General features: G+C 37.9%; 26 protein-coding genes and 3 pseudogenes. 11 read left to right on the top strand and 18 right to left on the bottom strand.

Going from position 1 to position 24,841, the window contains the following annotated elements:
* Positions 1–294 precede the first annotated feature (294 nt).
* The 11 genes and pseudogenes from HYI04_RS10680 to HYI04_RS10635 form a co-directional block, all read right to left on the bottom strand.
* Entirely contained in the window at positions 295–1,506 is a 1,212-nt protein-coding gene (locus HYI04_RS10680) for an integrase arm-type DNA-binding domain-containing protein (RefSeq protein WP_178896151.1), read from the bottom strand.
* Between the two features lie 403 nt (positions 1,507–1,909).
* Complete coding sequence (locus tag HYI04_RS10675) at positions 1,910–2,323, bottom strand: cysteine peptidase family C39 domain-containing protein (protein ID WP_178896150.1); 414 nt, start codon at positions 2,321–2,323, stop codon at positions 1,910–1,912.
* 27 nt (positions 2,324–2,350) lie between these two features.
* Positions 2,351–2,476 (bottom strand): annotated as a pseudogene (gene xseB / locus HYI04_RS10670) (exodeoxyribonuclease VII small subunit); the annotation flags it as partial.
* A 250-nt stretch (positions 2,477–2,726) separates the two neighbouring features.
* Positions 2,727–4,622, bottom strand: coding sequence for an AAA family ATPase (locus tag HYI04_RS10665; protein ID WP_178896149.1), 1,896 nt, complete (start codon positions 4,620–4,622; stop codon positions 2,727–2,729).
* Positions 4,609–5,121, bottom strand: coding sequence for an ABC-three component system middle component 5 (locus HYI04_RS10660; protein ID WP_171533156.1), 513 nt, complete (start codon positions 5,119–5,121; stop codon positions 4,609–4,611). Before HYI04_RS10660 ends, HYI04_RS10665 begins: the two co-directional genes overlap by 14 nt.
* A complete protein-coding gene (locus tag HYI04_RS10655) occupies positions 5,122–5,703 on the bottom strand; it encodes an ABC-three component system protein (protein ID WP_171533157.1) in 582 nt (193 codons plus the stop codon).
* 1 nt (position 5,704) lies between these two features.
* On the bottom strand, positions 5,705–5,887 hold the full coding sequence (locus HYI04_RS10650) for a hypothetical protein (protein ID WP_178896148.1): 183 nt from the start codon (positions 5,885–5,887) through the stop codon (positions 5,705–5,707).
* 25 nt (positions 5,888–5,912) lie between these two features.
* Positions 5,913–6,024: pseudogene (locus HYI04_RS17060) on the bottom strand (peptidase S24); the annotation flags it as partial.
* Positions 6,025–6,087: 63 nt separating this feature from the next.
* The gene (locus tag HYI04_RS10645) at positions 6,088–6,573 is read right to left on the bottom strand and encodes a hypothetical protein (protein WP_178896147.1); all 486 of its coding nucleotides are present in this window, start codon (positions 6,571–6,573) and stop codon (positions 6,088–6,090) included.
* Between the two features lie 149 nt (positions 6,574–6,722).
* A complete protein-coding gene (locus tag HYI04_RS10640) occupies positions 6,723–7,001 on the bottom strand; it encodes a pyocin activator PrtN family protein (protein WP_178896146.1) in 279 nt (92 codons plus the stop codon).
* Positions 7,001–7,294: a hypothetical protein gene (locus HYI04_RS10635; RefSeq protein ID WP_004691616.1), complete on the bottom strand. Its 294-nt coding sequence runs from the start codon at positions 7,292–7,294 to the stop codon at positions 7,001–7,003. Before HYI04_RS10635 ends, HYI04_RS10640 begins: the two co-directional genes overlap by 1 nt.
* Positions 7,295–7,569: 275 nt before the next feature.
* On the opposite strand from HYI04_RS10635, the pseudogene HYI04_RS16950 reads away from it, so the two are divergent.
* The 11 genes and pseudogenes from HYI04_RS16950 to HYI04_RS10585 form a co-directional block, all read left to right on the top strand.
* Positions 7,570–7,701: pseudogene (locus HYI04_RS16950) on the top strand (helix-turn-helix domain-containing protein); the annotation flags it as partial.
* Positions 7,702–8,107: 406 nt separating this feature from the next.
* A complete protein-coding gene (locus HYI04_RS10630) occupies positions 8,108–8,410 on the top strand; it encodes a hypothetical protein (protein ID WP_004691615.1) in 303 nt (100 codons plus the stop codon).
* Between the two features lie 3 nt (positions 8,411–8,413).
* Entirely contained in the window at positions 8,414–8,881 is a 468-nt protein-coding gene (locus HYI04_RS10625; RefSeq protein ID WP_004691613.1) for a hypothetical protein, read from the top strand.
* Between the two features lie 119 nt (positions 8,882–9,000).
* Positions 9,001–9,504, top strand: a complete 504-nt coding sequence (locus tag HYI04_RS10620) for a hypothetical protein (RefSeq protein WP_178896145.1) — start codon at positions 9,001–9,003, stop codon at positions 9,502–9,504.
* Positions 9,501–9,998, top strand: coding sequence for a hypothetical protein (locus tag HYI04_RS10615; protein WP_010326197.1), 498 nt, complete (start codon positions 9,501–9,503; stop codon positions 9,996–9,998). The genes HYI04_RS10620 and HYI04_RS10615 overlap by 4 nt, the downstream gene beginning before the upstream one ends.
* Positions 9,999–10,238: 240 nt before the next feature.
* Positions 10,239–12,158 carry a hypothetical protein gene (locus tag HYI04_RS10610; protein ID WP_256732988.1) on the top strand — a complete coding sequence of 640 codons (1,920 nt, stop codon included), beginning with the start codon at positions 10,239–10,241 and terminating at the stop codon, positions 12,156–12,158.
* Between the two features lie 8 nt (positions 12,159–12,166).
* Complete coding sequence (locus tag HYI04_RS10605; protein ID WP_178896143.1) at positions 12,167–14,797, top strand: hypothetical protein; 2,631 nt, start codon at positions 12,167–12,169, stop codon at positions 14,795–14,797.
* Positions 14,794–17,319, top strand: a complete 2,526-nt coding sequence (locus tag HYI04_RS10600; protein ID WP_178896142.1) for a hypothetical protein — start codon at positions 14,794–14,796, stop codon at positions 17,317–17,319. The genes HYI04_RS10605 and HYI04_RS10600 overlap by 4 nt, the downstream gene beginning before the upstream one ends.
* Before the next feature lie 39 nt (positions 17,320–17,358).
* A complete protein-coding gene (locus HYI04_RS10595; protein ID WP_178896141.1) occupies positions 17,359–17,868 on the top strand; it encodes a hypothetical protein in 510 nt (169 codons plus the stop codon).
* Between the two features lie 24 nt (positions 17,869–17,892).
* Complete coding sequence (locus HYI04_RS10590; RefSeq protein WP_178896140.1) at positions 17,893–18,399, top strand: hypothetical protein; 507 nt, start codon at positions 17,893–17,895, stop codon at positions 18,397–18,399.
* Positions 18,396–18,827, top strand: coding sequence for a hypothetical protein (locus HYI04_RS10585; RefSeq protein WP_178896139.1), 432 nt, complete (start codon positions 18,396–18,398; stop codon positions 18,825–18,827). Before HYI04_RS10590 ends, HYI04_RS10585 begins: the two co-directional genes overlap by 4 nt.
* A gap of 411 nt (positions 18,828–19,238) precedes the next feature.
* Here HYI04_RS10585 and HYI04_RS10580 read toward each other — a convergent pair whose 3' ends face one another.
* The 7 genes from HYI04_RS10580 to HYI04_RS10545 all read right to left on the bottom strand — a co-directional run bounded on the left by HYI04_RS10580 (position 19,239) and on the right by HYI04_RS10545 (position 24,825).
* On the bottom strand, positions 19,239–19,613 hold the full coding sequence (locus tag HYI04_RS10580; protein ID WP_178896138.1) for a hypothetical protein: 375 nt from the start codon (positions 19,611–19,613) through the stop codon (positions 19,239–19,241).
* Positions 19,610–20,989, bottom strand: coding sequence for a replicative DNA helicase (locus tag HYI04_RS10575; protein WP_178896137.1), 1,380 nt, complete (start codon positions 20,987–20,989; stop codon positions 19,610–19,612). Before HYI04_RS10575 ends, HYI04_RS10580 begins: the two co-directional genes overlap by 4 nt.
* Complete coding sequence (locus HYI04_RS10570; protein WP_178896136.1) at positions 20,986–21,780, bottom strand: helix-turn-helix domain-containing protein; 795 nt, start codon at positions 21,778–21,780, stop codon at positions 20,986–20,988. Before HYI04_RS10570 ends, HYI04_RS10575 begins: the two co-directional genes overlap by 4 nt.
* Positions 21,781–21,929: 149 nt before the next feature.
* Complete coding sequence (locus HYI04_RS10565) at positions 21,930–22,487, bottom strand: hypothetical protein (protein WP_178896135.1); 558 nt, start codon at positions 22,485–22,487, stop codon at positions 21,930–21,932.
* Between the two features lie 307 nt (positions 22,488–22,794).
* Positions 22,795–23,559 (bottom strand): KilA-N domain-containing protein, encoded by a 765-nt coding sequence (locus tag HYI04_RS16945; protein ID WP_256732987.1) that lies wholly within the window; start codon positions 23,557–23,559, stop codon positions 22,795–22,797.
* Between the two features lie 2 nt (positions 23,560–23,561).
* Complete coding sequence (locus HYI04_RS10550) at positions 23,562–23,780, bottom strand: transcriptional regulator (RefSeq protein WP_178896134.1); 219 nt, start codon at positions 23,778–23,780, stop codon at positions 23,562–23,564.
* 109 nt (positions 23,781–23,889) lie between these two features.
* Positions 23,890–24,825 (bottom strand): hypothetical protein, encoded by a 936-nt coding sequence (locus tag HYI04_RS10545; protein WP_178896133.1) that lies wholly within the window; start codon positions 24,823–24,825, stop codon positions 23,890–23,892.
* Positions 24,826–24,841 lie beyond the last annotated feature (16 nt).

Raw genomic sequence — 24,841 nt, 5'->3', positions numbered from 1 at the left:
AAAATCATTTGAATGATTTCTTCTTGGTCTACGTGCCATAAAATACTCCATATATTGATGTTTATAACATCATTTGAGGAGCAGAATATCACTTATAGGAGTTGTTCAAATTTACGGATCCATCTCTGTATTCATGCTTTGAGCATAGTCAATCTGATGAAATTCCAATACGTATTCCTGAAGAAGCTGAACTAAGTTCAGATATCCAGAGTTTGATTTTATGGAGAGATGCGCTCAACGCTAAGCGAAAAGTAGCTGGTTAGATATTTTTCCCAAAAATGGATAGTAAATATACTATCCATTTTTTATTTCATTACAATAATCAGCCCATCTTTGCATCATCTCTTTTCTTTTCTCTAGATGCTTGGTGCGGTTATACGCACGACCATGCATATCTTTTACCTGATGGGCAAGTTGCTGCTCAATCAGTTCAATCGGAAATTCTAAAACCTCTTCTAATATTGTACGTGCAGAAGCACGGAAACCATGGCCACATGCTTGCTCACTGGTATAGCCTAAGCGACGTAAAGCTTGATTGATGGTATTTTCTGACATTGGTTTTAAATTAGAAGTAATTGCTGGAAATACATACTCACTTTTAGCTTTGGTTATTTGGGCAAGTTCAGAAAGTAAATGAATGACTTGAGTTGATAGTGGGACAATATGCTGAACGCCTGTTTTAGATTTTGTCTTGGGTGGTGTATAGCTCCATAAAGCATGTTCAAGATCAATGTCTTTCCACTGAGCATGTCTGAGCTCTCCTGGGCGAACGAAGACTAGAGGAGCAATACGCAAGGCGTAACGAGTGATTACAGAACCTTCATAGTGCTCGATATCTTGTAAAAGCATGGCGAACTCTTTAGGTGCTACCAACGCTGCCATATGAGTTACCTTGGGAGGAGAGATAGCTCCCTTCAAATCTTGAGTAACATCACGCTCACAAAGCCCAATAGAAACCGCATAACGAAGAACTTGACTGCATTTAACTTTGACTTTTTTGGCTGTTTCTAATTTGCCTTCTTTTTCATAAGTTCGACAAATTTTAAGAACATCCATTGCTTTAATTTCATGTATTGGAATTTTTCCAATATGTTGATTTATCACTTCTAGTAGGCGTTGTTGCCCTTTAATTGTCGACTCAGCAAAGGCTTGTTTTAGTATCCATTCATTTGCAATTTTTTGAAAAATATTATTATTCGCATTTAGTATCTCATTCTTAATTCTGGCTTTTTCAACATGTGGGTCAATGTTCTGAGAGAGAAGGGTACGAGCTTCTTCACGCTTGATTCTTGCGTCAGCTAAAGAGATTGTAGGGTATGAGCCGAAGCTTAAGGAATTCCTTTTTTTCGTATAGGGGCGTGAGTAATCAAATCTCCAGCTTTTATCACCAGTTTTAGAGATAATCAAAAATAAGCCATGGCCATCGGCAAGCTTCTGTACTTTTGTAGAGTCTGCTTTAATAGTTTTAATCTTGGTATCTGTAAGTGGTATAACAATTTTTGGCATTTTACGGTAAGAGTTTTTGCGGTAATACATCTTACCGTAAAAATTACCGTAAAAAAACATATATTAAGTTGGGGGTTTATAGATTAGCCTAGATGATTTGTTTGATAAGATGTTGAATTTTAGGTATTTAATAAACTGTTTTGTATTATTGTAGATCAAAATAAACCATAAAATGGTGCGCTCTGCGGGAATAGAACTTTGCTCTAAATGCCTTATATGCATTGCATTTGAGCTTTCATGTTTTTGATTTATATCCCTATTTGTATCCTTATTTCTGCATGTACCTTATGGACATGGATTCGAATCCTTAATGCTAGTTATCGATCATGAGAAGCGTTTGTATTTCCCTAGGATTATTCTTAACTATGTTTACTGAAAAATTCTATTTGTGCGTTTTAAAGTTTTAGGGAAGGGAAATAGGGATATATGATCTTAGTCTCATGCGAGAAAAGTCTGTTCGTTTTTCCGTCTTTACTCTTTTGCTAGGATCCAAAACATACCCAGTATCTTCATTTGGAATAAACAATACCCAATGCCAAGTATCTGTAGTCTCAAGAAAGTTGATTCCAACAATGCTTATAGTATTTATAGATGACCAGTAGCGAACTTTTCGTCCTTTTGATGATTCAATACCAATGCTATTTAAAACATTAACTAAGTCCTTAGTAGTTGTATAAAAATTTTTAACTGACTTTTTTAGTATCTCATTATTTAAAGTAATTTGTTTAGCTTCGGCATATGAGATTCCTGCAACCATGGCTATACATGCAATCCCACATCCGGTTGAGTCTTCTTGAATTACTCTTTTAATTTTCATAATTTATTAAAACTTATAAGAAGGTAGTTATTCTTTAAATGTTTCATTCAAAGCCTGTTGTACCGCATCTACACGTGATTTACATGCTTTGTATGCAGTCATTGATTCTTCAACAATTTTCATTAAATTATCAATATCTGGTTCTTCTCGTGACCCTGATGTGGATTGATCTGTTTCCTTTTGGCAGCCAGTGATTAAAATAGCCAGAAGCAGGATAATAGTTAGTTTTGTTTTCATAGTTCTATCTTGTTGTTATTGGTGGTTGAATTGTAAGGAAAAATAGAAAAAGGCAACCTACTAATAATACTTGCCTTACCTAGCACCCATGAGTTTAAAGGCAGGGGTGCTTTTTTATTGTTTACCAGATAAATATTGTCGAAAAGGTAATGTAATACCATATTAATTATATTTTTAAGGACTTATCTTCTGCATTGAAAATATCATTATAAATAAAAGGCTTAAGATCTTTATGCAAATGCTTTATTGAAGTTCCAACAATGATTTGACTGCTATTTTCAAGAGAATTAATAGTTTCTATGATTAATTCTTGCAGACGAATATTTCTTTCAGGCTCATTTCCACCATCATCTATACCATCAAGTATTACGAAGCGGGGAAAACGCATATGTGGAATTTCGTCAGCAGTTTTTAATAATGCTAAGTGAAATAAATGTCTCAAAATTACCATTGAGCTTTCACTAAATTTACTTTTATTATTTATGGAGATTTGATTGTCTGAAAAGCTGATGTTGACATGTTTTGGATTTTGGAACTCTTTTTCACGTGGAATATCTTTTTTTAATAATTCCATTAGGTTTGAGTTTAACTTTAATATCGTATCTTCTTTCTTTTTATAACTTTCTTCCTCAAGAGTGCTAATAGAAACATTAAGTTCATCTATATCTGTGTCCAAAACATCAATTCTTTCATTTAAATCACTTAATTCATCATAAAGAGGTATTAATTTTTCAATCTCTTTAATCTCAGCATCAATTTGACCGATACTGAATGAAATATTAGAAATATTTATTTTTTCATCGTCAGACCAGTGTTGAGTTAAATCATTCAATTGAGCTGAAATTGAATTTATTTCTAAGTTTGTATGATTAATTTTTATATTTATTTCTTTAACTTTATTATCCCTAATATCATTTATTTTTTTAGACTCCTCAATTTGAATTAGCAACTCATTTTTCATTCTTAGTAGTGGAGTGATAGGGGAATCAGCTTCTACTTTACTTTCACATTTGCATAAATTACATATATTAGAAGCAGCAGAGGTCAGCCTGGACAAGCAAGAAGGGCAAAATTCGAAATTTATATTTGAAATTGACTGAATATATTCAGATTCATCTAGTCTTTCTAACCTATCTATTAGTTCAGAAATAAAAATCTGAGAATCCAAGCTATTAAGATAAAGTTTGTTTTTTTCATATTCAAATTTATTTTTTTCCTTTGTTAGGGTGTTGAGAGTTTTATTATAAATTTCAATTTTTTTTAAGTTTTCACTTGCAATTTTTTTTGGGGTTTTTTGCTTATTATTTAAATCTGTACGTAATTTAAATAGCATATCTGTATTTTTATTTATTCTGGCTTGTGCTGATGCTTTATTTTTAAAAGAAAAAAAAGATTTTTTTAAAATATTTTTCAGAAAACTTAATTCTGCTTTAAGTTTTGTTTTTTCTTTAATTTTAGCTTTTAACTTAACTTGCTTTGTATAAAGTTCATTATTATAAAAACCTAGTAGATATTCCCCAATTGTTTTGCGAGTTAAAGAATCATCAAATAATGCTGGTATTAAAATAGGATAATGTAAGTACGGTTGAGCTGCGTAAATGCATCTCATGATCTGATGAACAGTCAAAGTTGAAGACGCTTCTAAGTCAAACTCACTATTGTCCATTAAATTAAATAGCATTTGGGAATAACTAATCTTTTCAGATCTATTTATAGAAAAGGTTTGCCAGTCGTAGTCATCTAATTTGTTAATATCAAATTCTTCGTAAGCAATTGAAATAGGTCTTCTTGAAATTTCAGATATCTCTCTTTTTAAAATAAGATTTGAATTATTAATTTTAATAGATAAATAACTTACATCACAACTCAAAGCTTCTGCTTTTAAGGGAATTTCTTCCATACCTAATGTATATGCTATTAAATCGAGAATTGTAGTTTTACCTGAAGAGTTGTCTCCAGTAATTATATTCAATCCTGTTTTAAATACACCGTTAAAAGCTATTTTTTCATCTTTAATAACTAATAAATTGTTAATTTCTAATGTCGGTTCAATTATGTTCATATCTATATTCCATAAGAGAAGATCTTGCTTTCAAACCATTTTCCCCCTTAAGCTCAATCTGTAATAGTGTAATGACTATTATTAGCGGAAGCTGATGATTGCCATAAAATGAGAAATAAAATAGCTTGTCTTTTATATCTGAAGTAAATTTTTTCTTTGAACGTTTAACCAAACCTTGCTTGTAGCTTTCCATATCAATATAACCCAGCGATAGTAGGCTAGAAATGGCTTTCTTTTGAAGAATAGATATCCTTTGAAAAGTGATCTTATGGTTTATAGGGTCTCGATATTCTTTACGTAAATCTTTAAAATCTTTTTTGATCTCTTGAATATCTTCAGGAAACTTAAAGTCATTTATACACCCTGGATATGCTAGATAAAAATCAATAATTCTGATTTTATCTATTTCAATGGATGTATTTTCACTAAAAGTATTTAATATAAAAAAAATTCTAAATATACAATGTGATAGATCAAATGCAGGGCTGTATATTAACATTTAGACTGTCCACTTAATATGGCAATTTCCAGCGAGGAAATACATTAAACCGTACATTCTATCACTAGTGATTGATTTCCCAGTACCATCTATTGCATTTAATGTATTACCTATTACTTTTGTATCTATAATTGCATCAATTACTGATCTTGATTGTCCTTCTGCTATAGCTGGAATGACATAAGCTCGGTGATTGCTTGCTATGGTAGCTAAAATATTAACCAAAATGAATTGCCCAGAGTCAGATGCTTCATATCTAGTTATAAATTTACTTGTGAATTCTTTTAATTCTAAAGCTTCATCTACTAAATCACTTCTAGAAGCTTCTGATAATTTAGTACCTAGATCTTTCATATCTGATTTCGGAGACTTATAGCGGAGAAGGCTTTCTGTAACTTCATGATAAGTATCGTCATCTAAAAAGTTATTAGAATTTTCTAAAATTTTTAGATACATATCTACAATGGCCTTAGTTCCATTGTTTTTATTATTATCAAGATAAGTATGATAATTACGACTATTATCATCTCTACCGACTATTTTATCTGCATTGTTGTCAGATTGATTGACTGGATTGTACATTTCAATTCACGCTATTATCATCACGCCCAACCATTTTCCCATTTACATTATTTCTTTTTTGTACAACTTTGTTAGAGTTGGAATTTTTAGAAATAAATTTTTGGCTTGTGTAAGTGATTCCTGAACCAGTTAATAAACCTGTTATAAAAGTTAAGATATCGCTTAAAGAAATTGTAAATTCCATAATTAACCCTATTTAAAAATTAGTTTTAAACATCCCGATACAACCCAACAACTTTGCCAACCAACTTACAACCATACTCCAAAGCCCATAGTTTTTTATGGCCAGTCAAGGTTTAAAGGCTGTGAATACATATTTTCATTCAGTGTCCAGATCTGCTCTAAAAGACTGCGTTGGGTTCACAGCTTTTCTCGCTTGGTTACTTAAATTTGTACAGGGATAAGTTTTACTTCCCATTGATTTCCAAAGCGCTCATTTAGGTATTGTGAAACTTGATCTTTACGATCTTGATATTGAGCTGCTTTATAAAGGACTGTATTGGTGCCAGTAGAAACGCCGTAGCGAGTAAAGCCATCCATAGCATCATTTGCAGTTGTTACATTAGTAAGGAATACGTGTGCCTTACCATTTTTAATAAATTTATTGACGTCCTTTAGTTTTGGGGCGATTGATTCAGGAATAATAATTTCCACAACATGGTAGGGATCTTTAGAAACTGGCTGGATTAGGTAATCAACGCCTCTGGTCATACCACCGCTGAAACTTTGTGCTGTTTCATCTGCAGATTCCATATCATCGAATAAGCCTATCTCTATAGCTTCTTGCTGCGATTCTGTAGTGGTCAACCAGCCTTCATCATCAGGAATGATGTAGCAATTTTCTGAGATCAATTTAATGATGTATGACATAAGAACCCCCAAAAAAAATAAAAAGAAAAAATATATAAATCATGAGAGTTATAACTTTTATTGTATGCTTTTCCAACAACTATATTTTGCTATGTTAGCTTAAAAGTTATTTTCTTCACCAATTTTAATTTTAGACCCAAAAAATAATGCTAAGAGTTCATAGCATTGTAGTCATGGCGATGTAGGGCGTATTGTTGATTTAAATAAATAGCAAAATCTTCAAGCCTGACCATCCACGGCGCTTTAGCTGATTGCTCGATTTTAAATGCTGGAAATGGCAGTTCATGGAAGTTAGCTTTCTTACGCGCCGTTTTGACATCCATATGCGTGAAATAATCTTGGACAATGGTATCTAGGTGAACTACTGGTGATACATAGCGCATGCATAGCATTGTGTAGGTATTAAGCTTTGGATCTATATGTTTCATTAATTCTTCCTTGGTCGTCCGCGTCGACTTTTCAAATCGGTTTTAAGAAAAGGGATAACAACATTGGGGTCATAGAGTTTCTTTCCAGAACTGCCTACGTTGAATAGTTCTAGTTTTTGAGAGAGTGTTTCTCTGGACATTGGAAAGCGTTTAGTGAGCCATGCTAAATCAACTAGATCAGGATACTGTTCTATTTCTAATGCAATAACAGTGGCGCCGTGTATCGAATCTCCAAGACATATTTTAGGAGGCGATTCGCTCTCTATAGTGATGATATATTTTTGTTTGAACATCTTTTCACCTGCTAATTTTCTTAAATTAATAAAGATAGACAGATATAAAAGGGATTAATTTTGAACTAGCTTTGCCATGTTACAACATCAAAAAGGTTCTATTTTTGCAATGTTGTTGCATCAGAAAATTTCTGTTTCTACATGTAAGACTTTTTGTTGCTGCATTTGGGCTTTTGTTGCTGCACGTACTCTTTGGAGATTCATTTAAAACTTGAATAACCGTCTTTGTTCGGAGGAGTTTATAAACGGTAATGTATCCAATATTGGTATCATTCCAGATTAGGTATCATTCCAAAAACGGGAATATTCCCAAAAACGGTATTTTGAACGATCCCAATTTTGGGATTTTGAACGATCCCGTTTTTGGGATGCAGAACCTATCAATGAATCTACCATTGAATCAATCATCTCTCTTTTAAGAGAGCGCCGTCTTAATTCAAGGTCAAATCTTCTCTCATATTCAAGAATAAGATTTAAAACCAATTTGATATATGCACTAATTTTGCGCTGGTTTGAGCTGTGGGCGATTTGAATTAAAAAAATGATAAATGGTACATCAATAATTTTTGTGAGCTTGTAGGGCAAATTAGAACGATATGAGAGAGCTTGTTATAAATATTATTTGCTCACCCATTGTCATCGTATTTATCTAGGATAAAAAGTTCGTTTGAACGCAATGTTATAGGGTGGAAATAGCTAAAAATATAGGGTTTTGCTCCCTGCCTCGCGCGCGCGCGCGTTTTGTTGGCAAATATACCCATTTTTTAAATACTTGAATCGTTCCCTAATGAAATAAAACTTATGGGGACAAACATGGGGATTTTTGTTGAGCTCAATAATTTTGGAGCATCAAAAAGATTAATTTTTCTTAAGGCTGCGATTCATTACGGCGCACCTAATTACATGGAAATGATTCGGGAACTAAAAGAGCACCATGAAATGACATGTGAAAAGATTGCTTTCATGCTTCCAGTTACGAGTGCTAGTACTATTAACGAATGGGCAAAAGGTGGCAGACCAAACTATGAAGCTGGCGAAGCATTTGTTGAATTATGGAAAACTTTTACTGAAAAAACAGATCAAGACATCCCTCGAATTAATCACTGGAGAATATGATTGATGATTAAGCAGCCAGCGTATAAGCCCCTAGATTGTAATGATATGGTGAGGTCAATTCAGCTATGCAATGGGGTTGAATATTTAATTGATGAATTCCAGAGGGAAATTAACTGTAAAGAGCCCAACCAGTTATATGAGTTAAGCTATCAAATGCAATTGTTGAAAATTGCTGATAATTTGGAGGAATTAATTCATAGATTAACCTATTTGGCTGACAAGAATAATAAAGAGTTCTATTTTCAACATTTATTCGCAATCTTAAAAAGTTTAAGTACGGCGCCAAATGTATTGATTATCACGGCGTACTATCTTGATCCAACTAAAGAGTTTAAGCGGATGGTAAATCGAAATACTTTTGATATAGCAATGGGTGAAATTGTTAAAAAGATTCAGTTTATAAAACCTGTGCTTCAATCACTTTCTGTTGGACGTAAGTCTGGTGTCAGAAATATTTCTCACTATGTTTAATAAAATTTGGCCATACGAAAAAGGAGCAATTTGTGCTCCTTTTTTTAGATGTATACACCCATTTTTCTGCATAAACAGATCTATAGACTTAATGTATCTTAGTAGAAAATGAGTTGAACATGACTGATATCATCCCCCCTGAAAATACAGAGTTCTTAATTCATATTATGAGTGGTGCTCATAAACAATCTTATATAAGTTCAGCACTAAGTTTGCAAAATGAGTTAGAACAGAAAATAGAGTCAGGCGAAATTGAAAAAGCAGATACAGGATTGCTTAATCATTTTTCACCCGGTGTTTATCTTAGAGAGTTCAGTGCGAAGGCTGGAACTCTCGTTGTAAGTAAAATGCATCGCACAGAACATTTTATATTGTTTTTAACTGGCAGCTTAAGTGTGCTAACGGAGAACGGCATTGAACATATTAAGGCTCCTTGTATTCAGCGCACTATGCCAGGAACAAAGCGGGTGGCTTATTTTCATGAAGATTCTACATGTATGACGATTCATCCTACTGAAAGTACAGATTTAGATGAAATCGAAAAAGAAGTGATTGTTCCAGATGGAGATGAAGAAAAATTCTTAACATCAATCGGGCATAACATTCAGGAGTTCATATCATGACCTGGGCAGCAGTAGCGGCGGCAGCCGCAGTAGCAAGTACAGCACTTGCAGGTTATTCAAGTTATAACCAAAATAAAGGCATGGCAGAGCAAGCGGAAGCAGACGGCAAAGCACAGTTAGCACGTGGTCGTCTTGAGGCTGAACGTATTCGCAAGGAAAAAGAAAAAGCTCAATCAACAGCACGAGCAGCCGCTGCAGGAAATGGGCTTGATGTGAATGAAGGGACTTCAATTGTCATTAATGATGAGATTGAACGCGCCGCAAACTATGATGCGGCAATGGCTGAAATCACTGGTTATAACTCATCACAGCAATTAAAAGCCGCAGCTAGTCAACATAAAAATAATGCAAATGCAGCAGCGGCAACTGGTGTTTTAGATACTGTTTCCACAGGTGCTAGTGGTTATTCTAAGGCTAAGGCGGCTAAGAAAGCTGCAGATCAGGCCGCTATCAATACAGCAGCACCGCCAAAGACAACCGGGGGCTGGAAATAGTCAAAGCATATTAGTTTTTGATCAATAATCAAGGAGCATTAGCTCCTTTTTTTACATCTAAATACACCCATTTTTTGAAGGTTAATACTGTCCTAAATTGATTCTATTCAATAGATTTAGAAGGATAAATTAATGGCTAAAATTCCTATGGGTAATTTTGGTAATGCCATGCCTCAAGTTGGTCGTATCCAGATGCCGCAAAATCAATCGGGTCAGATGATTGCAGGTGCATTGCAGAATATGTCCCAAGTTGCACAGCAGCAGCATGAAAGAGAAGAACTTGCACAAGAAAAGCAAAAGATAGAGCAGGATAAGAAAGACAAAGCTGAGCTTGCATTGCAATCCTCTAAGGTTGGGGCGGACATCAGTGTAGTGGATGATGATCTTTTGCTTAAAATGCAAAGTGGTGCAATTGCCTATGATGACGCCGTAGCTCAACGTCAAAAGAGCTTAGAAACAATCAAAGGTCAGTACAAAGACCTAATCCCTAAACAGTTTGAGCAGAACTTTAATAATTATTTTGAGCAGCATTCTTACCAAAGTGCATCGAAGTATTTGCCGATTGCGCAGAAGTCCGAGCAGCAGCAGGCAATTGTAAAGTTAAAGGATATGAGAGAAAACTATCTCAAGAATCCTAATGCTTCAGAACAAGAAGTCTGGGGTGGTTTGTCCCTGTATGCACAGTCAAAAAATTTACCTTTAGCTCATGTCCAGGACACTTTTAACGAGTATAAAAATAATCGCGCTGGCAATGATGTATCCACATTTTATTTAGGAAATAAGTCAGATAACGAAAAGCTAAATGAACTATCCACTCCCGAGGCTGTAATAGCAAAGCATCCTAATTTGACTCAAGAGCAGGCTGTCTACTGGAGTGGGCGGGTATCAAGTCAAATCGATCAGAATAACCGAGCGGTTGCCTTACAGCAAAAGCAGTTAGAAGATGACGCCAAAGATGCTGTTAATGAGATGAAGGCGGATATTGAAACAGGTTTGATCCCAAGTGAAGACGTGATTAAATCCCGTTTAGCACGTGTTAAGGGTACAGGTAAAGAATCTGAGTTTGTTCAGTACAGCGGGGCTTTGGTTGAAGTACAGCAGTTCATGAGACTGGGAGCGGATGAGCGTGAAGCTTACCTCAGTAAAAAACGTTCAGAAGCTCAAAATACGGCGCAAGATAATGCTAAAGACGTGAGCTGGAAGTTAAGCCTTCTGTCTAAAACGCATGAGAATATGTTGGGCTATGAGAAAAATAACTCATCTCTAGCATATTCAATTAAGACTGGACAGGAGTTAACACCAGTACCAACGACCTCAATTATTATGGGAGACCCTAAAGCAGTTGCAGCATTATCCAAAAATATTAAAACGATCCACGCTAGTAATATTATTGATGGTGTAAATGGTTCACTTAATCCACTTTCTACTCAACAGCAACAAGAATTGAAGGATTACTGGGGTAAGGCAAAGCCTGGAGACAAACTTACTCTTTTGACCAATCTATTTACAGCCAGTGCAGGAAACGCTAATGCCTCACGCGATATGATCAAAAGCATTGCCGGGGATAGTGGGGCCTACCGCCTGTCTGCCTCATTGGGTCGCAGAGGACTAAATGATATTGCTGGGCAGATTGTCACAGGACAGGATTTGCTGGATAAAAATCTGGTCAAAGTTGATGACAATGCACTTAGAGCCAGTACGGCGAATTATCTATCAGGTGTTACCTCTCCTGGCAAGCCAGACTTTGAAATTTATTTAGAATCAGTGAAGGCTAATTATGCCTATTTACTGCAGAAGTCGGGACAAGTAGCCGATTCAAAAGGAAGTATTTTAAATAAATCTATTGATGAAGATTTATTTCATAAGGCTGTATTAAACGCAACTGGTGGAAAATATACCTCAGGCGGTTTCTTTGGTTCGAAGTCAGTTGTATTGCGACCACATACTGTTAATGAAAAATCCTTTGATGATCAGCTAAAAACTTTCAATTCAAGCAATGCACGTGCATACGGCGGTTCGGATAAAGATTTCTTTCTTGATTTGCCATTGGAGCAAGATCCTCATAATCCATATAAATACTATTTTAAAAATGGTGCCAAGTACGTCATGGATGTGAATGATAAGCAACGCAAAACACGTTTAACTTTTACGGTTCGATGAGGTGATCTATGGATTTTTTAGCAGATGATGAACTCACATTAAATCAGGATGATCCACGATTTAAACCAAAAAGCCAGCGTGGTGGCTTTGCCGATGGTGCCTTAGGGACTCTTTCTGGTGTTGCAATGGGGACCATTGAGGCCGCTACAGCACCAGATGCATTAATCCGAGGTGACAAGAAAGCAGCTGCCCTAAGAGCACAAAACCTCGAGATTTTTAAACCTGATGACTTAGGAGGAGTAGGGGAGTTTACTTATGGTTTAACTAAAGATTTTACTCGTATTGGTTGGAACGCCGTGACTACACTTGGTACTGGTGGTGTACCTGGATTAGCACTTAATTCAGGGCTTTTTGGCTATCAGACTTATGAGGCCGAAAAATCAGACTTAATCAATAAGGGGGCCGATATCCGTACTGCTAAAACAGCGGGTGCAATTAAAGGGGTGACGGATGCATTAGGTTTTGCCATCCCTACACACGGCGTATCTAAATCTGCAATAGCTGATGCCGTGGCTACCACAGCCCTAGCAACAGGGGCGGGTTCGGCAGGTGATTATCTAGAAGGCTCATATCTTGAAGATCATCAAAATAAAAAGGTTGCCCAATACGGTGAAGCATTAAAGGAAAATGCAACCAGTCCAACCACATTAGCTTCAAACGGTGGAATGGCTTTATTGCTTAATCTATGGGCAAACAAGGGGCGATTGCGACCAGAGCAGATCAAAGACCATAGTAATGTAGATACCATGAATGATGCGGCTCATATTCAGGCCAACATCGAGCATGCAGAAGGCACGAACCCATTTAGTCCAACTAATGCAAAAGAGGCCAATTCACACTTTGATGCATTGGATAGTGCAATGGAGAGTGCACTCAATGATGAGCTGGTCAGCTTAAAAGCACCAGTGACAGGCACACCTAAAGCAGTAGCAACCAATACACCAGTGGTACCAATAATAGGTACACCGAAGGCCCTCGTAAGACCAAGCGCTATCAATACTGATGAACATAAAGCACCAGTAATAGCCGATGTCTTGACTAACCCTGTATTTGATAAAAAACCGTGGACAAAAACGATTGTCCAGGAAGCCTCTAAACGGGGTATCAATCCAGTGGATGCCTTAATCATTTCCCATTTGGAAACTGGTGGCACCTTCAGCACTTCAATCCAGCCAAAGGACAGAAACGGTAAGTTACTATCGTCAGCTACCGGCTTATTCCAGACTTTGGATAGCACCTTTGCCCGTATGGGAGGTAAGAACAAGTTTGATGGCAATGATCAAATTAAAGCGGGCCTGAACTACTACGAACATAACTCCAAGGTTATTCGTAGTCACTTTAATCGAGATCCGAATGGCCTAGAGCTTTACTACCTGCATTTCTTTGGTGAGGGTGGTGGACCAGTCTTTTTGAAAGCCAAGGATAATGAGCTTTTTGTTGATGTGGCCACACGCTGGAGTAAAGGAAATCAGAAGAAGACTGCAAGACAGATTGCAGAAGGCATTACCTCAAGCCACCAATTCAATGGTATGACTGTTGGGCAGGTAAAGGCCAAATACGAAAAGCGCTGGAACGATATAGCTAAACTTTATGGTGATGTCGGTTCACAAAGTGCAGCACATCCTACCGAAGTCCGAGGGAGCGAATCAGAGTTCCCACAGTTTGAGTCTGATATAACTGCACCACCTGCTTACAAGTCCCAATCTGATGCTGAAGTTGAAGCAATGCCTTTTGTACTCAGTGCAGATGAGCATAGTGTTAAGTCACTCCAGGAAGAGTTCGAAGCCCTATCTTCTCCATTGACCAAGGAGGATCTGGAATACCTCAAGGCTACGGCGCATTATCAGTATTCGGAAGGAGGTGCTTACCGAACGCCGTATGTTGAACCTCAGGTCGACTTATCTGGCCCTGGTAATAGTGCCAGTCGTAATTTGGATACATTGGACTCTGATCTTTACCAGCTTGAGCCAGAACAACAACGCGTTATTCTTCCAGATCCAGAATCGAACACTTTAGATATCAATACCAGAACATCAGGTTCAAATATTCCGCAAAACTCAATTGTTGATGGTGTAGACAATTGGACTCCGACCAGATCGCAAAACTATCTCAAACGAGAGCGTTTAATGGAGGATGGGGGAATTATTCAAGAGCTACACAATAGTACTTCTAATACGACATTCCAGCGCCAGATTAATCAGGATGGCACCATTAGCCCGGTAAAGGCTACACGTAATGGGAATGATCTATTTGCCCATCCTGCTAATGGTAAAGCTGATAGTCCTGAATTGACTGCGGTACAGCATAAAGCTACTCAGGCATTAGAACGGGAGTTCTGGAAGCCTAGCAAGTCCAAGGTTGATGGTGCACCGGACTTAACCAAGTCTAGTAAAGGGGAATATGGCGCATTCACTGACACGGCAGACGGTAGGGAAGCAGTTTCAATTCTAGAAGCAGATCCCGATATGGAAGTGACCTTTACGCGCCTGGATGAAAACGGGAATGAAGAAATTGTGACGATGTCATCCCGAGATCTATTGGACTATGTCAAAGAGCAAGAAGAAATAGCAAAAGATGAAATTCAGGCAGTGAAAGCATTAGCAAGCTGCGCATTAAAATTCGGGAGTGAAGCAGCATGAGAGCTGAATGTAGAGAACAAGTTGCAAAGGCATTAGGTAAAAGAAAATTAAGTGCTGCGGACAGTAATCGTATTTCATCACTGTATATCCGTGCACAAAATATTTTGGCCAGAACAGATCCAGACTGGATTTTTAAAAGTCATGCTGAGCGTGCGGAAGCTATTGCGCAGAAAACGGCTTCGGATCTCGCCGTGCAGATTGCTAAGAATAATCAGAATATTGCCAGAGATGCTGTCATTAAAGCTCAGCTTCAAACTGAGATTTATAACCATCCAAAATTAAACCCTGTTCAGGCATTAATGCGGAAGATTGCTTATTTTTCGGATCAAAGCGGTATTCAGTCTATAGAAAAGCAGTCACAAGCTTTACATAGTCGCTGGATGTCTTTAGTTGCTGATGTATTTACCAAAACTCAAGAACGGTTTGGAATGTCAGTGAACAAAGCCATGACTGATGACATTATCAGGGTTATGTTTGGTGGCAAGTCTGATAATCCCGAAATTACTGCAATGGCTAAAGAGGTCAGTGCAGCTTTAGAAGAAATGCGCTTAGCATTCAATCGTGCAGGCGGAAATATTAAGAAGCTGGACAATTTTGGATTTATGACTTCGCACGATCAGAAAAAGGTTGCTTTAACTGACCAATCTGAATGGGTAAATGATGTTTTAGCTGGTGCGGATCGAAATCAGTACGTCAAAGATACTGGCGAGCTTATGGATGAGTTGGAACTTAAATCCATGTTGGAGGAGATCTATAAGACTATTGCTACCAACGGCGCAAATAAAGATCTTCAGGTGCTAAATAAACAGGCCAAAGCAGGAGCATCACCAGTAGGTGGTCGCTCAAAAATGGCAAACCGACACCAGGAAGCGCGAGCATTGCATTTTAAAGATGGTGATGCTTGGTTGGCTTACCAGAAGAAGTATGGTACCTACAATGAAGCCGGCTTTCATGAGATTCTGAAAAACCATACTCAGCGTATGAGTACTGAAGTAGCCATGATGCAGAACCTTGGATCCAATCCACGTCATACATTTGAATCGTTGCTGGATGAAGCTAAGATAAAACTTAAGGCTGATCCAGATAATGGATTAAAACACGGCGAAATTGATAAGCAGGCTCACCGGGCTATATCAATGTATAACACCCTCGATGCTAATACCCGGGCGATTGATTCAACCCTAGGAAATGTCATGGGTGGTCTTCGTGCTTTAATGGTGGCATCTAAATTAGGTGGAACCACATTAACGACCTTTGGCGATCATGCTAGCATGAAGAAAGTGGCTAATATGCTGGGCCTGTCTTATACCAAATCCATTCTTCCTGAATATATAAAACAATTGAAACAGGGGGCCACACGAGATGAAGCTTTACGTTTTGGCCTTGGCATTAACGAAATGGCCGGTTCAATGACTCGTTTTGGTGATGCTGATATTGTCAGCAGTGCTACCAAGTCAGGCCGCTTTAATGCACGTATGCAGGCTTTTGCTGCAACGACTATGAAACTATCAGGACTGAACGCCGTGACTGCAGGAGCGAAACGAGCATTCAATCTAGTGCATATGAATAAGCTTGCTGAGTTGACCCGTAAAACAGATTGGAAGGATCTAGGTGCAGATGATCTTAAGATCCTACAGGGGAATGGCATTACCGAACGCGATTGGCAGTTATGGCAGCAGCTGGAGCCAAGCAAGCGTGAAGATGGAACGGCGGTACTTACTCAGAATGATTTCTTCAAAGCCTCTGATGATGTCATTAAGCAGTTCTTGCCATTGGATAAGCAGGACAGTGCTAATGCGATTGCTGACTTCCGCTATAAGGCCGCAATGAAGTATCAGACTCATATCTTCAATGAGGAGTCAGTCGCAATTATTGAAGCAGGTGTGCGTGAACGTAGCATCATTAACTTAGGTGAAGCTGGAACCATCCAGGGAGAATTAGGCAGAACACTATTCCAGTTTAAGGGTTTTCCATTAGCTTATATGTTCCGTATTGGTCATCGTGCCTTTGCCCAAGGAGATATTAAGAGCAGAGTGACGTTCTTGGCTTCGCTGTTGGCTTATCAAACATTAGCAGGGGCATTGATCGTTCAAACTCAGAACTTGGCCAATGGTAAGAATCCAGAGCCGGTATTTACGATTGATTTCTTTGGCAAATCACTTCTTAAGGGTGGTGGGCTTTCTTTCTTGGGTGACATCATGTCCGCACTGTCGGATCCAACTGGTCGAAGTGCATCAGACTTTATCAGTGGCCCATTATTAGGCCAAAGCATGAAGCTGGGTATGCTGTTAACAGGTATGGGCAACAACATCATTGAGGGGAAAGAGTCTACCCGGATGATGGAAGTGGCCAATACCCTGAAGAGTAATATTCCATTACAGAATCTTTGGTACAGTAAACTGGTCGTAGATCGAATGCTGTATTCCAAAATGCAGAATATGATTGATCCTGATTATTTACCAAGAACACAGCAGCGTCTGGAGAACTTAGGCAATAGTTACTGGTGGGATTTATCAGAATAGAATTAGGAGCTTCGGCTCCTTTTTTGTTGTATGGTATTTGTGGAAAAGATAAAAAGAGAAGCTTTAGTGAAAAGAAGAATGGCTCTAATAGGTATCGGTCTTGCTGGTCTGATCAGTTCGTTTAGCCATGCTGATGATGGGTATGCTGCATATGAAGTGCTGACATCTAAAGAGTTGGCCAATAAGTCTATTCTCGCTTTCGAAAGTTTTACTTGTTCTGTGTGGGCCGATCTCATGGGGGATCAAAAGGCAAGTGAGGCATTTCTATTGAATGGATATGATCATGGACGCGTATATGTGCAAGGCTTATTAAATGCAAAAATCAATCAGGACGATAAACGAAGATATATCCCTGGCATTATGTACCCCGAGTTAAAGTTGACGCCTAATGTAGATTTTATGCTCGGGGCTATTTTTCAGAAGGTTAGGGATAATACGAAAGCCATAACCTATGATTTAGATGCCAAAGGATCTGATAAATATTTTTCCAAATCTAAAGAATCATATGCTCAGAATGGATGTGCCAAGATTTTATTGGATATGAAATAGAAAAGAACTTTTTGGAAATTGAATATGATTTTAGACCGCGAATTCCAACTCGAAATTATGAAAAAGATGGCTGAGGTGTACCCAGCTGCATATAACTTTTGGACTGATCTTGATTATCGAGATAAAGAAAATCAGCATAAGCTTTATTCGAATCTCTACTACTTACAATCTCATGGATTATTAGAACCAAAGAGTATTCACTACACTAATAGCCTGGACGGTATAGGAAGCTGGACCTTGGGAAATACCAGGCTAAGTCACAAAGGTATGGATTTCTTGGCTGATGACGGTGGACTATCTGCAATCTTAGGTACCGTGACTATCAAGTTTGAAACTGAGCAATTAAAGGCTATTCTAGCTGCAAAAATCATGAGTTCTGATCTTAGTCCTGAACGCAAAACTACAATGATTGATGCAATCAAAGAGCTACCAGCAGAAGGTCTAAAGCATCTAACAACAAAAATTGTAGATGTTGGTTGGGATAACTTAGATTCACTTATGGCTTTAATACAAGGCAGCCTTCCATTATGAAAAAAATATTAACCTTCTCCTTGGCTGCTCTTATGAGTTCAGTAGTATTTGCCACCCCAATTACACTTCAGCATTCCAAGACCAGCTATGTGAACTCAGGGATCTGTTCCGCCGTGGTGGATGTGACGATCCATGATTTTCTTGGGACCTATGACAAACTGTATTTAGACCTGGTAGCAAAGGACAGATCCGGCAGAGTGCAGGGGACTTCGGAAAATGTAATAACCTACGGCGATATACAAAATCTTCAGGGTAAAGCATTTGGAAATGTTTTTCTTGAATCTGAAACAATGTGTGGAGCAGATCGTACTTGGACAGTTCAGGTTAAGCGCGCCGTCTTGGTTATAGATGGTAAAAGAGAGGATTTGCTAAAGGCTAAAAAAGTTCATATTGATGACTTTCAGCCCATGAGAATAGTAGCTAAATAACAGACTGATTAATAATTCTTGAATACATAGATTAAATTTTACTCATGTCTACCGTTACACAGCCCCAAAATGTGCGTTTCAAACAAAAATTGATGAAATTCACCTCTGTTACATGCCAAAAAACCGTGCGTTACAGAGCAAAAAACTGTGCGTTACACAGCATAAAAACTGTGCGTTACACAGCATAAAAACTGTGCGTTACACAGCATAAAAACCGTGCGTTACACAGCATAAAAACTGTGCGTTACACAGCATAAAAACCGTGCGTTACACAGCATAAAAACTATAGATTACATACATGAAAACAGTGTGTTTTCATGTATGAGAATTGGGTGGTTCGTATAATTTAATGACTCGTTACATAAGAAAAGTCATTATTAAATTTGATGAAATGCTTTAATTAAAGTGGTATCAAAGAAGATCCAACTGTCCAATCTTATATTGATAACTCTGCCATTCACCTTCGCGTGGAATACGTTCAATACCTGTTTCAGCTCTCCAAAGTTCGATAAGAGCCTCTCCATTTTCAAAATTTGGTGTACCGCCACGTGCCCATTCTGAGACAGTTGAGGCGCTAGAAACGGGGAGAACAAAAGAAATTTTCTCGTGTGTCCACTTCAAGCGGCATAGATCAAGAATCATTCTATTGAAGTCTGGGCGCTTATAGCCACGTAGTTTCACCAAAAATTCTTTGACTTTCTTTTGCTGTCTAAGGTTGATAAATCTTTCGGCGGCAGATCTTTTAGATGCAATAGAATCTACGCGGTCACCCTGAATAAACATCATATTAAATTCCCCTGGATTTGATTAAGTGCATCATGATCTAGATTGGTAAATTGACAGTATTTCAGTTGAGCATGCATATATGCTGTACCAGTTTCGCCGTGGCGATTTTTCCCAACTATGGCTTCAGCAATGCCTCTAAATTGAGATTCCTTATTGTAAATTTCATCGCGGTATAGAAAGATAATCTGATCAGCATCTTGTTCAATCGCACCAGATTCCCGAAGATCGGATAGAACAGGGCGCTTATTTGGCCTCTTCTCAAGTTCGCGGTTAAGTTGTGAAAGTAGGACGATGACGCAATTAAATTCTTTAGCCATTGCTTTGAGCTCACCAGTAAAATAAGCAATCTTCAAGTCTTCCCGGGCAAATGGCTTAGTCGTTTTCATGATCTGTAGATAATCAACCAGTACAGCGCCTACTAAGCCATATTGATGCTGAGTCTTACGAATGGATTCACGAATATTGGCAATAGACGGTCGTGAGGTGTCATTGATTTGCATAGGTACATTTTTAAGCATCACCACGGCGTTCGTATAAGCCGTAAATTCATCTTTGGGGAGTAAGTGTGGGAAATTACGCACTAAACCAATATCAGCAGGTGCCATGGCACAACAGAGACGCATAGCAATCTGTTCTTTCGGCATTTCACCCGACATAATCAAGACTGGTTTTTTCTGAATGATTGCTACGTGGTTGGCGATGAGTTGCATCATTGTGGTTTTACCCATAGCCGGTCGTGCTGCTACCACCATCAGACAACCTGGCTCAATATCGCCTAATTTTTTATCAAGATCATATATACCAGTCTGGATACCTTTAATCATAGTTTCACCAGCAATCATTGCTTCCATCTTGCGGCTGATTTCAAGAAAAGTATTTGATGCAGCATCATGAATATGGAAAAGGCTCTCAGTGCTCTGTTCTGTGTTTATTTCTGCAAAAGCTGTCTGAGCATTCAAAACCAAATCCCCACGGCTTACGGTTAAGCTACGTGCACTCTGAATTACTTTTTGGGCTTCTGCCTCAACTTTGCGGCAAGTGGTAAAATCTTTCAATTTCTCTGCGTACGATTGCAGATTGTAGAAACTGGAAGGGGCATCACTCATCAGTTGCATGAGATATTTCTCACCGCCTGATGCTTCCCCATGATTTCGCATTTCTAGCCATTGATTGACGAGTACAGCATCATATGGAGAGTTCTTGCTATCAAGGTCTACAATTGCGTTAAAAATCAGTTTATGGCGTGTAGCGTGAAAATCTTCTTCAGTAAGCAGGTTTTCAACTTGAGCGTATGAGTTTGCAACGGTCATCAATGCTGCCAGTACAGCCTGTTCGATTTGAAGGTTGTGAATAGGGAGCAGGGTATTAGAGTTCATTGCATGCTCTCCAGTAAACTTTTAGGTTTCGAGGGTAGGTTGATTAGTGGTTGAGCTTGCTGAAGTTGTGATTGTTCAACGGCCTGTTTTACATAACTTGGATTAGCTTTTTGGTAGCGTTCAAACTTATCGATGATCCAGCGAACGAATGAATACAATTTTCTTGCGTTGGGCATCACTTGGCCAGCATAGTGAGCGTTAAAGGCTCCAAGTTGAAATTCGAAATCAGGCAATCCAAAAATCAATTCTAAATTTTGTTGCTGACCAGCGGTGTTTAATACATTGATCAATTGATTTTGATCTGGAATCCAATCGTGTTCTTGAGAGAGATTCATTGATAGATTCAATGGTTGGTTCTGCATCCCAAAATTGGGATCGTTCAAAATACCGTTTTCGGGATCGTTCAAAGCACCATTTTCGGGATCATTCCCATTTTTGGAATCATTCCGTTTTTGGGATTGTTTAATGTTCCCGTTTTTGGGTGTATTGGCATCATCTAAATTTTGGGTATAGTCCTCGCGACCCTTCACGCCGTTGAGCTTAAGAACGCGAACACGTCTGGTAGGTCCCGTGCGTTCACCTGTATCTTCAACTAGGCCCAAGTTGATTAACTCTAAAATAACTTTCTGAACAGTCTTTTCGTTCAATGCTGTATCTTTCGCAAGGCGATCAATACTAGGCCATGCAGTATGATGCTCACCAGCTCGGTCTGCTAGTGAAAGCAGAACGAGACGTTGAGAGGAGTTTTTAACTTGAGCAGTCCAAGCCCAGCGCGTTGCATCAATGCTCACTGGATCCCCCTTGCCGACTGTTTTTAATCACGGCGTCAATGAGACGTTGCTTTGTCATTCGTACTGACTCAGCATATGCAGATGATGAGGGGACGGGCTTTGACTCCACATTTGGCTGAATTGTATTTTTCTCAGAAGCATTAGAAGGCTTATCCATTTTTAGATGCCTCCCATTCTGCTTCATACTTTTCAAATTCAATTTTGAAAGTGTTTCTGTGATTGTCAGATAAATAGTCTGCAATATTGATCAGATTTTCGAGGCCTGCAAAAACAGCATCACAAAGCGCTGTAGATGATTTTTTTACAGTAATTAGTTCATCTTTCATTTGAAAAATTAAAGTTGAAAGCCAGGTGGATACTTCATGAGCCAGACCATATGGCTCCAATAAATCTCCAGCATCATATTGAATATTTGAATTATTTAATCCATTTTTATATTTATCATGCTCTACATCAAAAATATTGCAGTAGTTGGTAGCTAGATCTTCTGCAATTGAAATAAGACTTTCAAGTACAGTAAAGCTATGAGGTACAGCGCTATTTTCTTGTTCAAGACTTTTAAGTCGAATAGTTTCTTTACTTATGCAGCTGATCAAAACTTGAGTTTGAGTAGTTGTATTGAATGCTAGTGAATAAGCATCAACCATATTGATCGTACGATATAAAGGAATTTGTTTTGATAATGAAATTTGTACTTTAGCGTTCATGACGAATACGCTCCTAACGATAGTTTAGAAGCTCTGCCATTTACTGCCAAGTAAGGGTGGCAAAGCCGAAAAGGGTTGGCAGACTGGTTCGTTAGAGTACCAGCACACTCGAAAGTGTCCCTCTCCAGCTTCACCATAATGATGCGAATGCATAGAGAAATTACGCATAAAAAAAGCCCTGAGCGGACTGTATGCGCTAACGATTGATAGTCTGCCAAGACTAATTCGATGATTTTGCACCGAACAGAGTCAATATAGCCGATCATTTTTAATTTGAGAAGCCTTAAACAGAAAATATTTTGAAAACTCATGGCTGCTCCCCAAACCTTTTAGCTAGGATCTGCATACCTTTTGGCAATATGAAGAACTCAGTCTGTGTGTAGCTATATGATTGGCCGGAAGGTTTTACGCCTTCTTTAAGTGAGTATTTAGTTTCACAGTAGCCGCGGTTTTCAGAGTAGTAAGTAGATGCTCTGGCACCATTCAAATACCGATCCCAATTATGTTTTCTCAACCATTCCGCCAATGTCTGCTGTTTGATGTTCAGGATCTTGCATGCTTGCTGAAACTTAACGCCGTGCTCTGTATGCGTAATTGTTTCAATGGCTTTTGACAGCACTTGATTTTCAGTAGTGAGCTGGATGTTTTGTTCAGCATAGCCTAGCAGCAAGCCCCGTAATTGCGTTGGATCATTAAGATCCGGCAGTTTTGGTTGCGCCGTTAAAGTATCAAAGGTACGAATCACTTTAAGATGAAAAGCTGGGCTGATCCACATGGCATATGCATAGACTAATTCTTTGACAACGTATGTACCTTGTTCTGGACCACCTCTAATCGCTGATACTGGTTCAATATTTACCGATGATGGATTTCCAGCAACGATCAATTCAGCAACAAGTTCTTGTGTCTTGTCATTTTGCAGGAAGTTAGATGGCTTGTTTTTTACCTCACCACCACTTGCCTTATGTAAATCATTAAGGCAAAAACGACCATGTCGATCTTGGTGGATCGTAGCACCATCAATACTAATTTGAGTTAAAGGAAGAACAGTTAAATTTGAGGAAGCATTCATAATTATGCCTCCATCTCAGCAGCAGCTTCTTTCTTGCTGTTGTGCCAATCGACTAATTCTTGATAATCAAAGAAAACAGGTGATTGTTTTGAAGTGCCCATCTTAAGAGGGCGTGGAAAGGAAGGGTCTTTGCGAATAGTGTGACGAAGTGATTCGCGTGTTACGTCAAGTAGCTGACATGCAGTACTGAATTGGATTCTGATGGGAGTTGTTTGAAGCATAAGTACGACCATATTTGCGTGAATATGGTTGTAGTATGTTTATGTTTTTTATTAAAATAAATTTGGTTGCTAGTAGAAACTTAAAGCTGCTAGCAACAATTGAAAGGTGCTAGCACTTTTCAGACTTTGATTTATCATATTGGGATGCATAACTACGAATAGCATCAAATTCTATCCCTTCTATCTCATCGTTATAAATTATATACTTAGCAAATTCCGTATATTTACCACGACCTTTTTTGGACCATTCTCCATCATCCCAGATTGCTTCTAGCTTTTGAAAAATTGGTTTCTTTTTTGTAGCTTCTTTATCAGCTTTGACCTTTGCATTTTTTGAAGCCTGAATACTTTTGATTTTTTTTAAATCATTTTCAAAACTTTGACTATAAGTGTTAGAGCCTCTTTCAAGAAATCTTAAATTGAGACTAGTTAGCGCTTCATTAATATATTGTGGGTAACTTACAGCTAGTAAAAGTAAAAAATTAACATCTAAGAGAAAAACATTATTTGTTACTTTACTTAAAAATAAATTTTTTATCGTGTCATGTGATCTTTCAAAAAGCCATGAGGAGTTTTTGATTTCTTTAATGATGGCTGGATCATTAATTAAGTGATTAAATTCAATTTTTTTATCAAGCAAATAAAATTCTGATACTGAAATCAGAAATTTATAAATATCTTCTTTTGAGGGGTTGAATGAAGAAAATAGGATTGCTTCCTTACTGATACCTTGAGCTGTATATAAAATGTCTTTTTGGGTTACCTGATCTGGTAAATTTTTATAATAATTTAAGATATTTGATATAAAAGGATTTTCTGATAGGAATTGTTTTTCCAAATCAGGATCGAGATTAAAGTTGGCGAAAATTATATTAGTCATTCTACGGATAGAACTTATATTATCAATTAAAGTTAAAGTGTTATTGTTGACAATAGCATTAGTGCCAGGGTCTTTAATATCAATTTGATCAATACCACCACCTTTTAAGGATCCAATAAGATCATATATTAAATCTACAAATTTTTGAGTTATATTGATTTCCATAACTTCTCCTAGCGCA

Source organism: Acinetobacter sp. SwsAc2 (assembly GCF_013391465.1).
Taxonomy (GTDB): Bacteria; Pseudomonadota; Gammaproteobacteria; order Pseudomonadales; family Moraxellaceae; genus Acinetobacter; species Acinetobacter johnsonii.
This window is presented reverse-complemented; position numbering and strand designations above follow the sequence as displayed.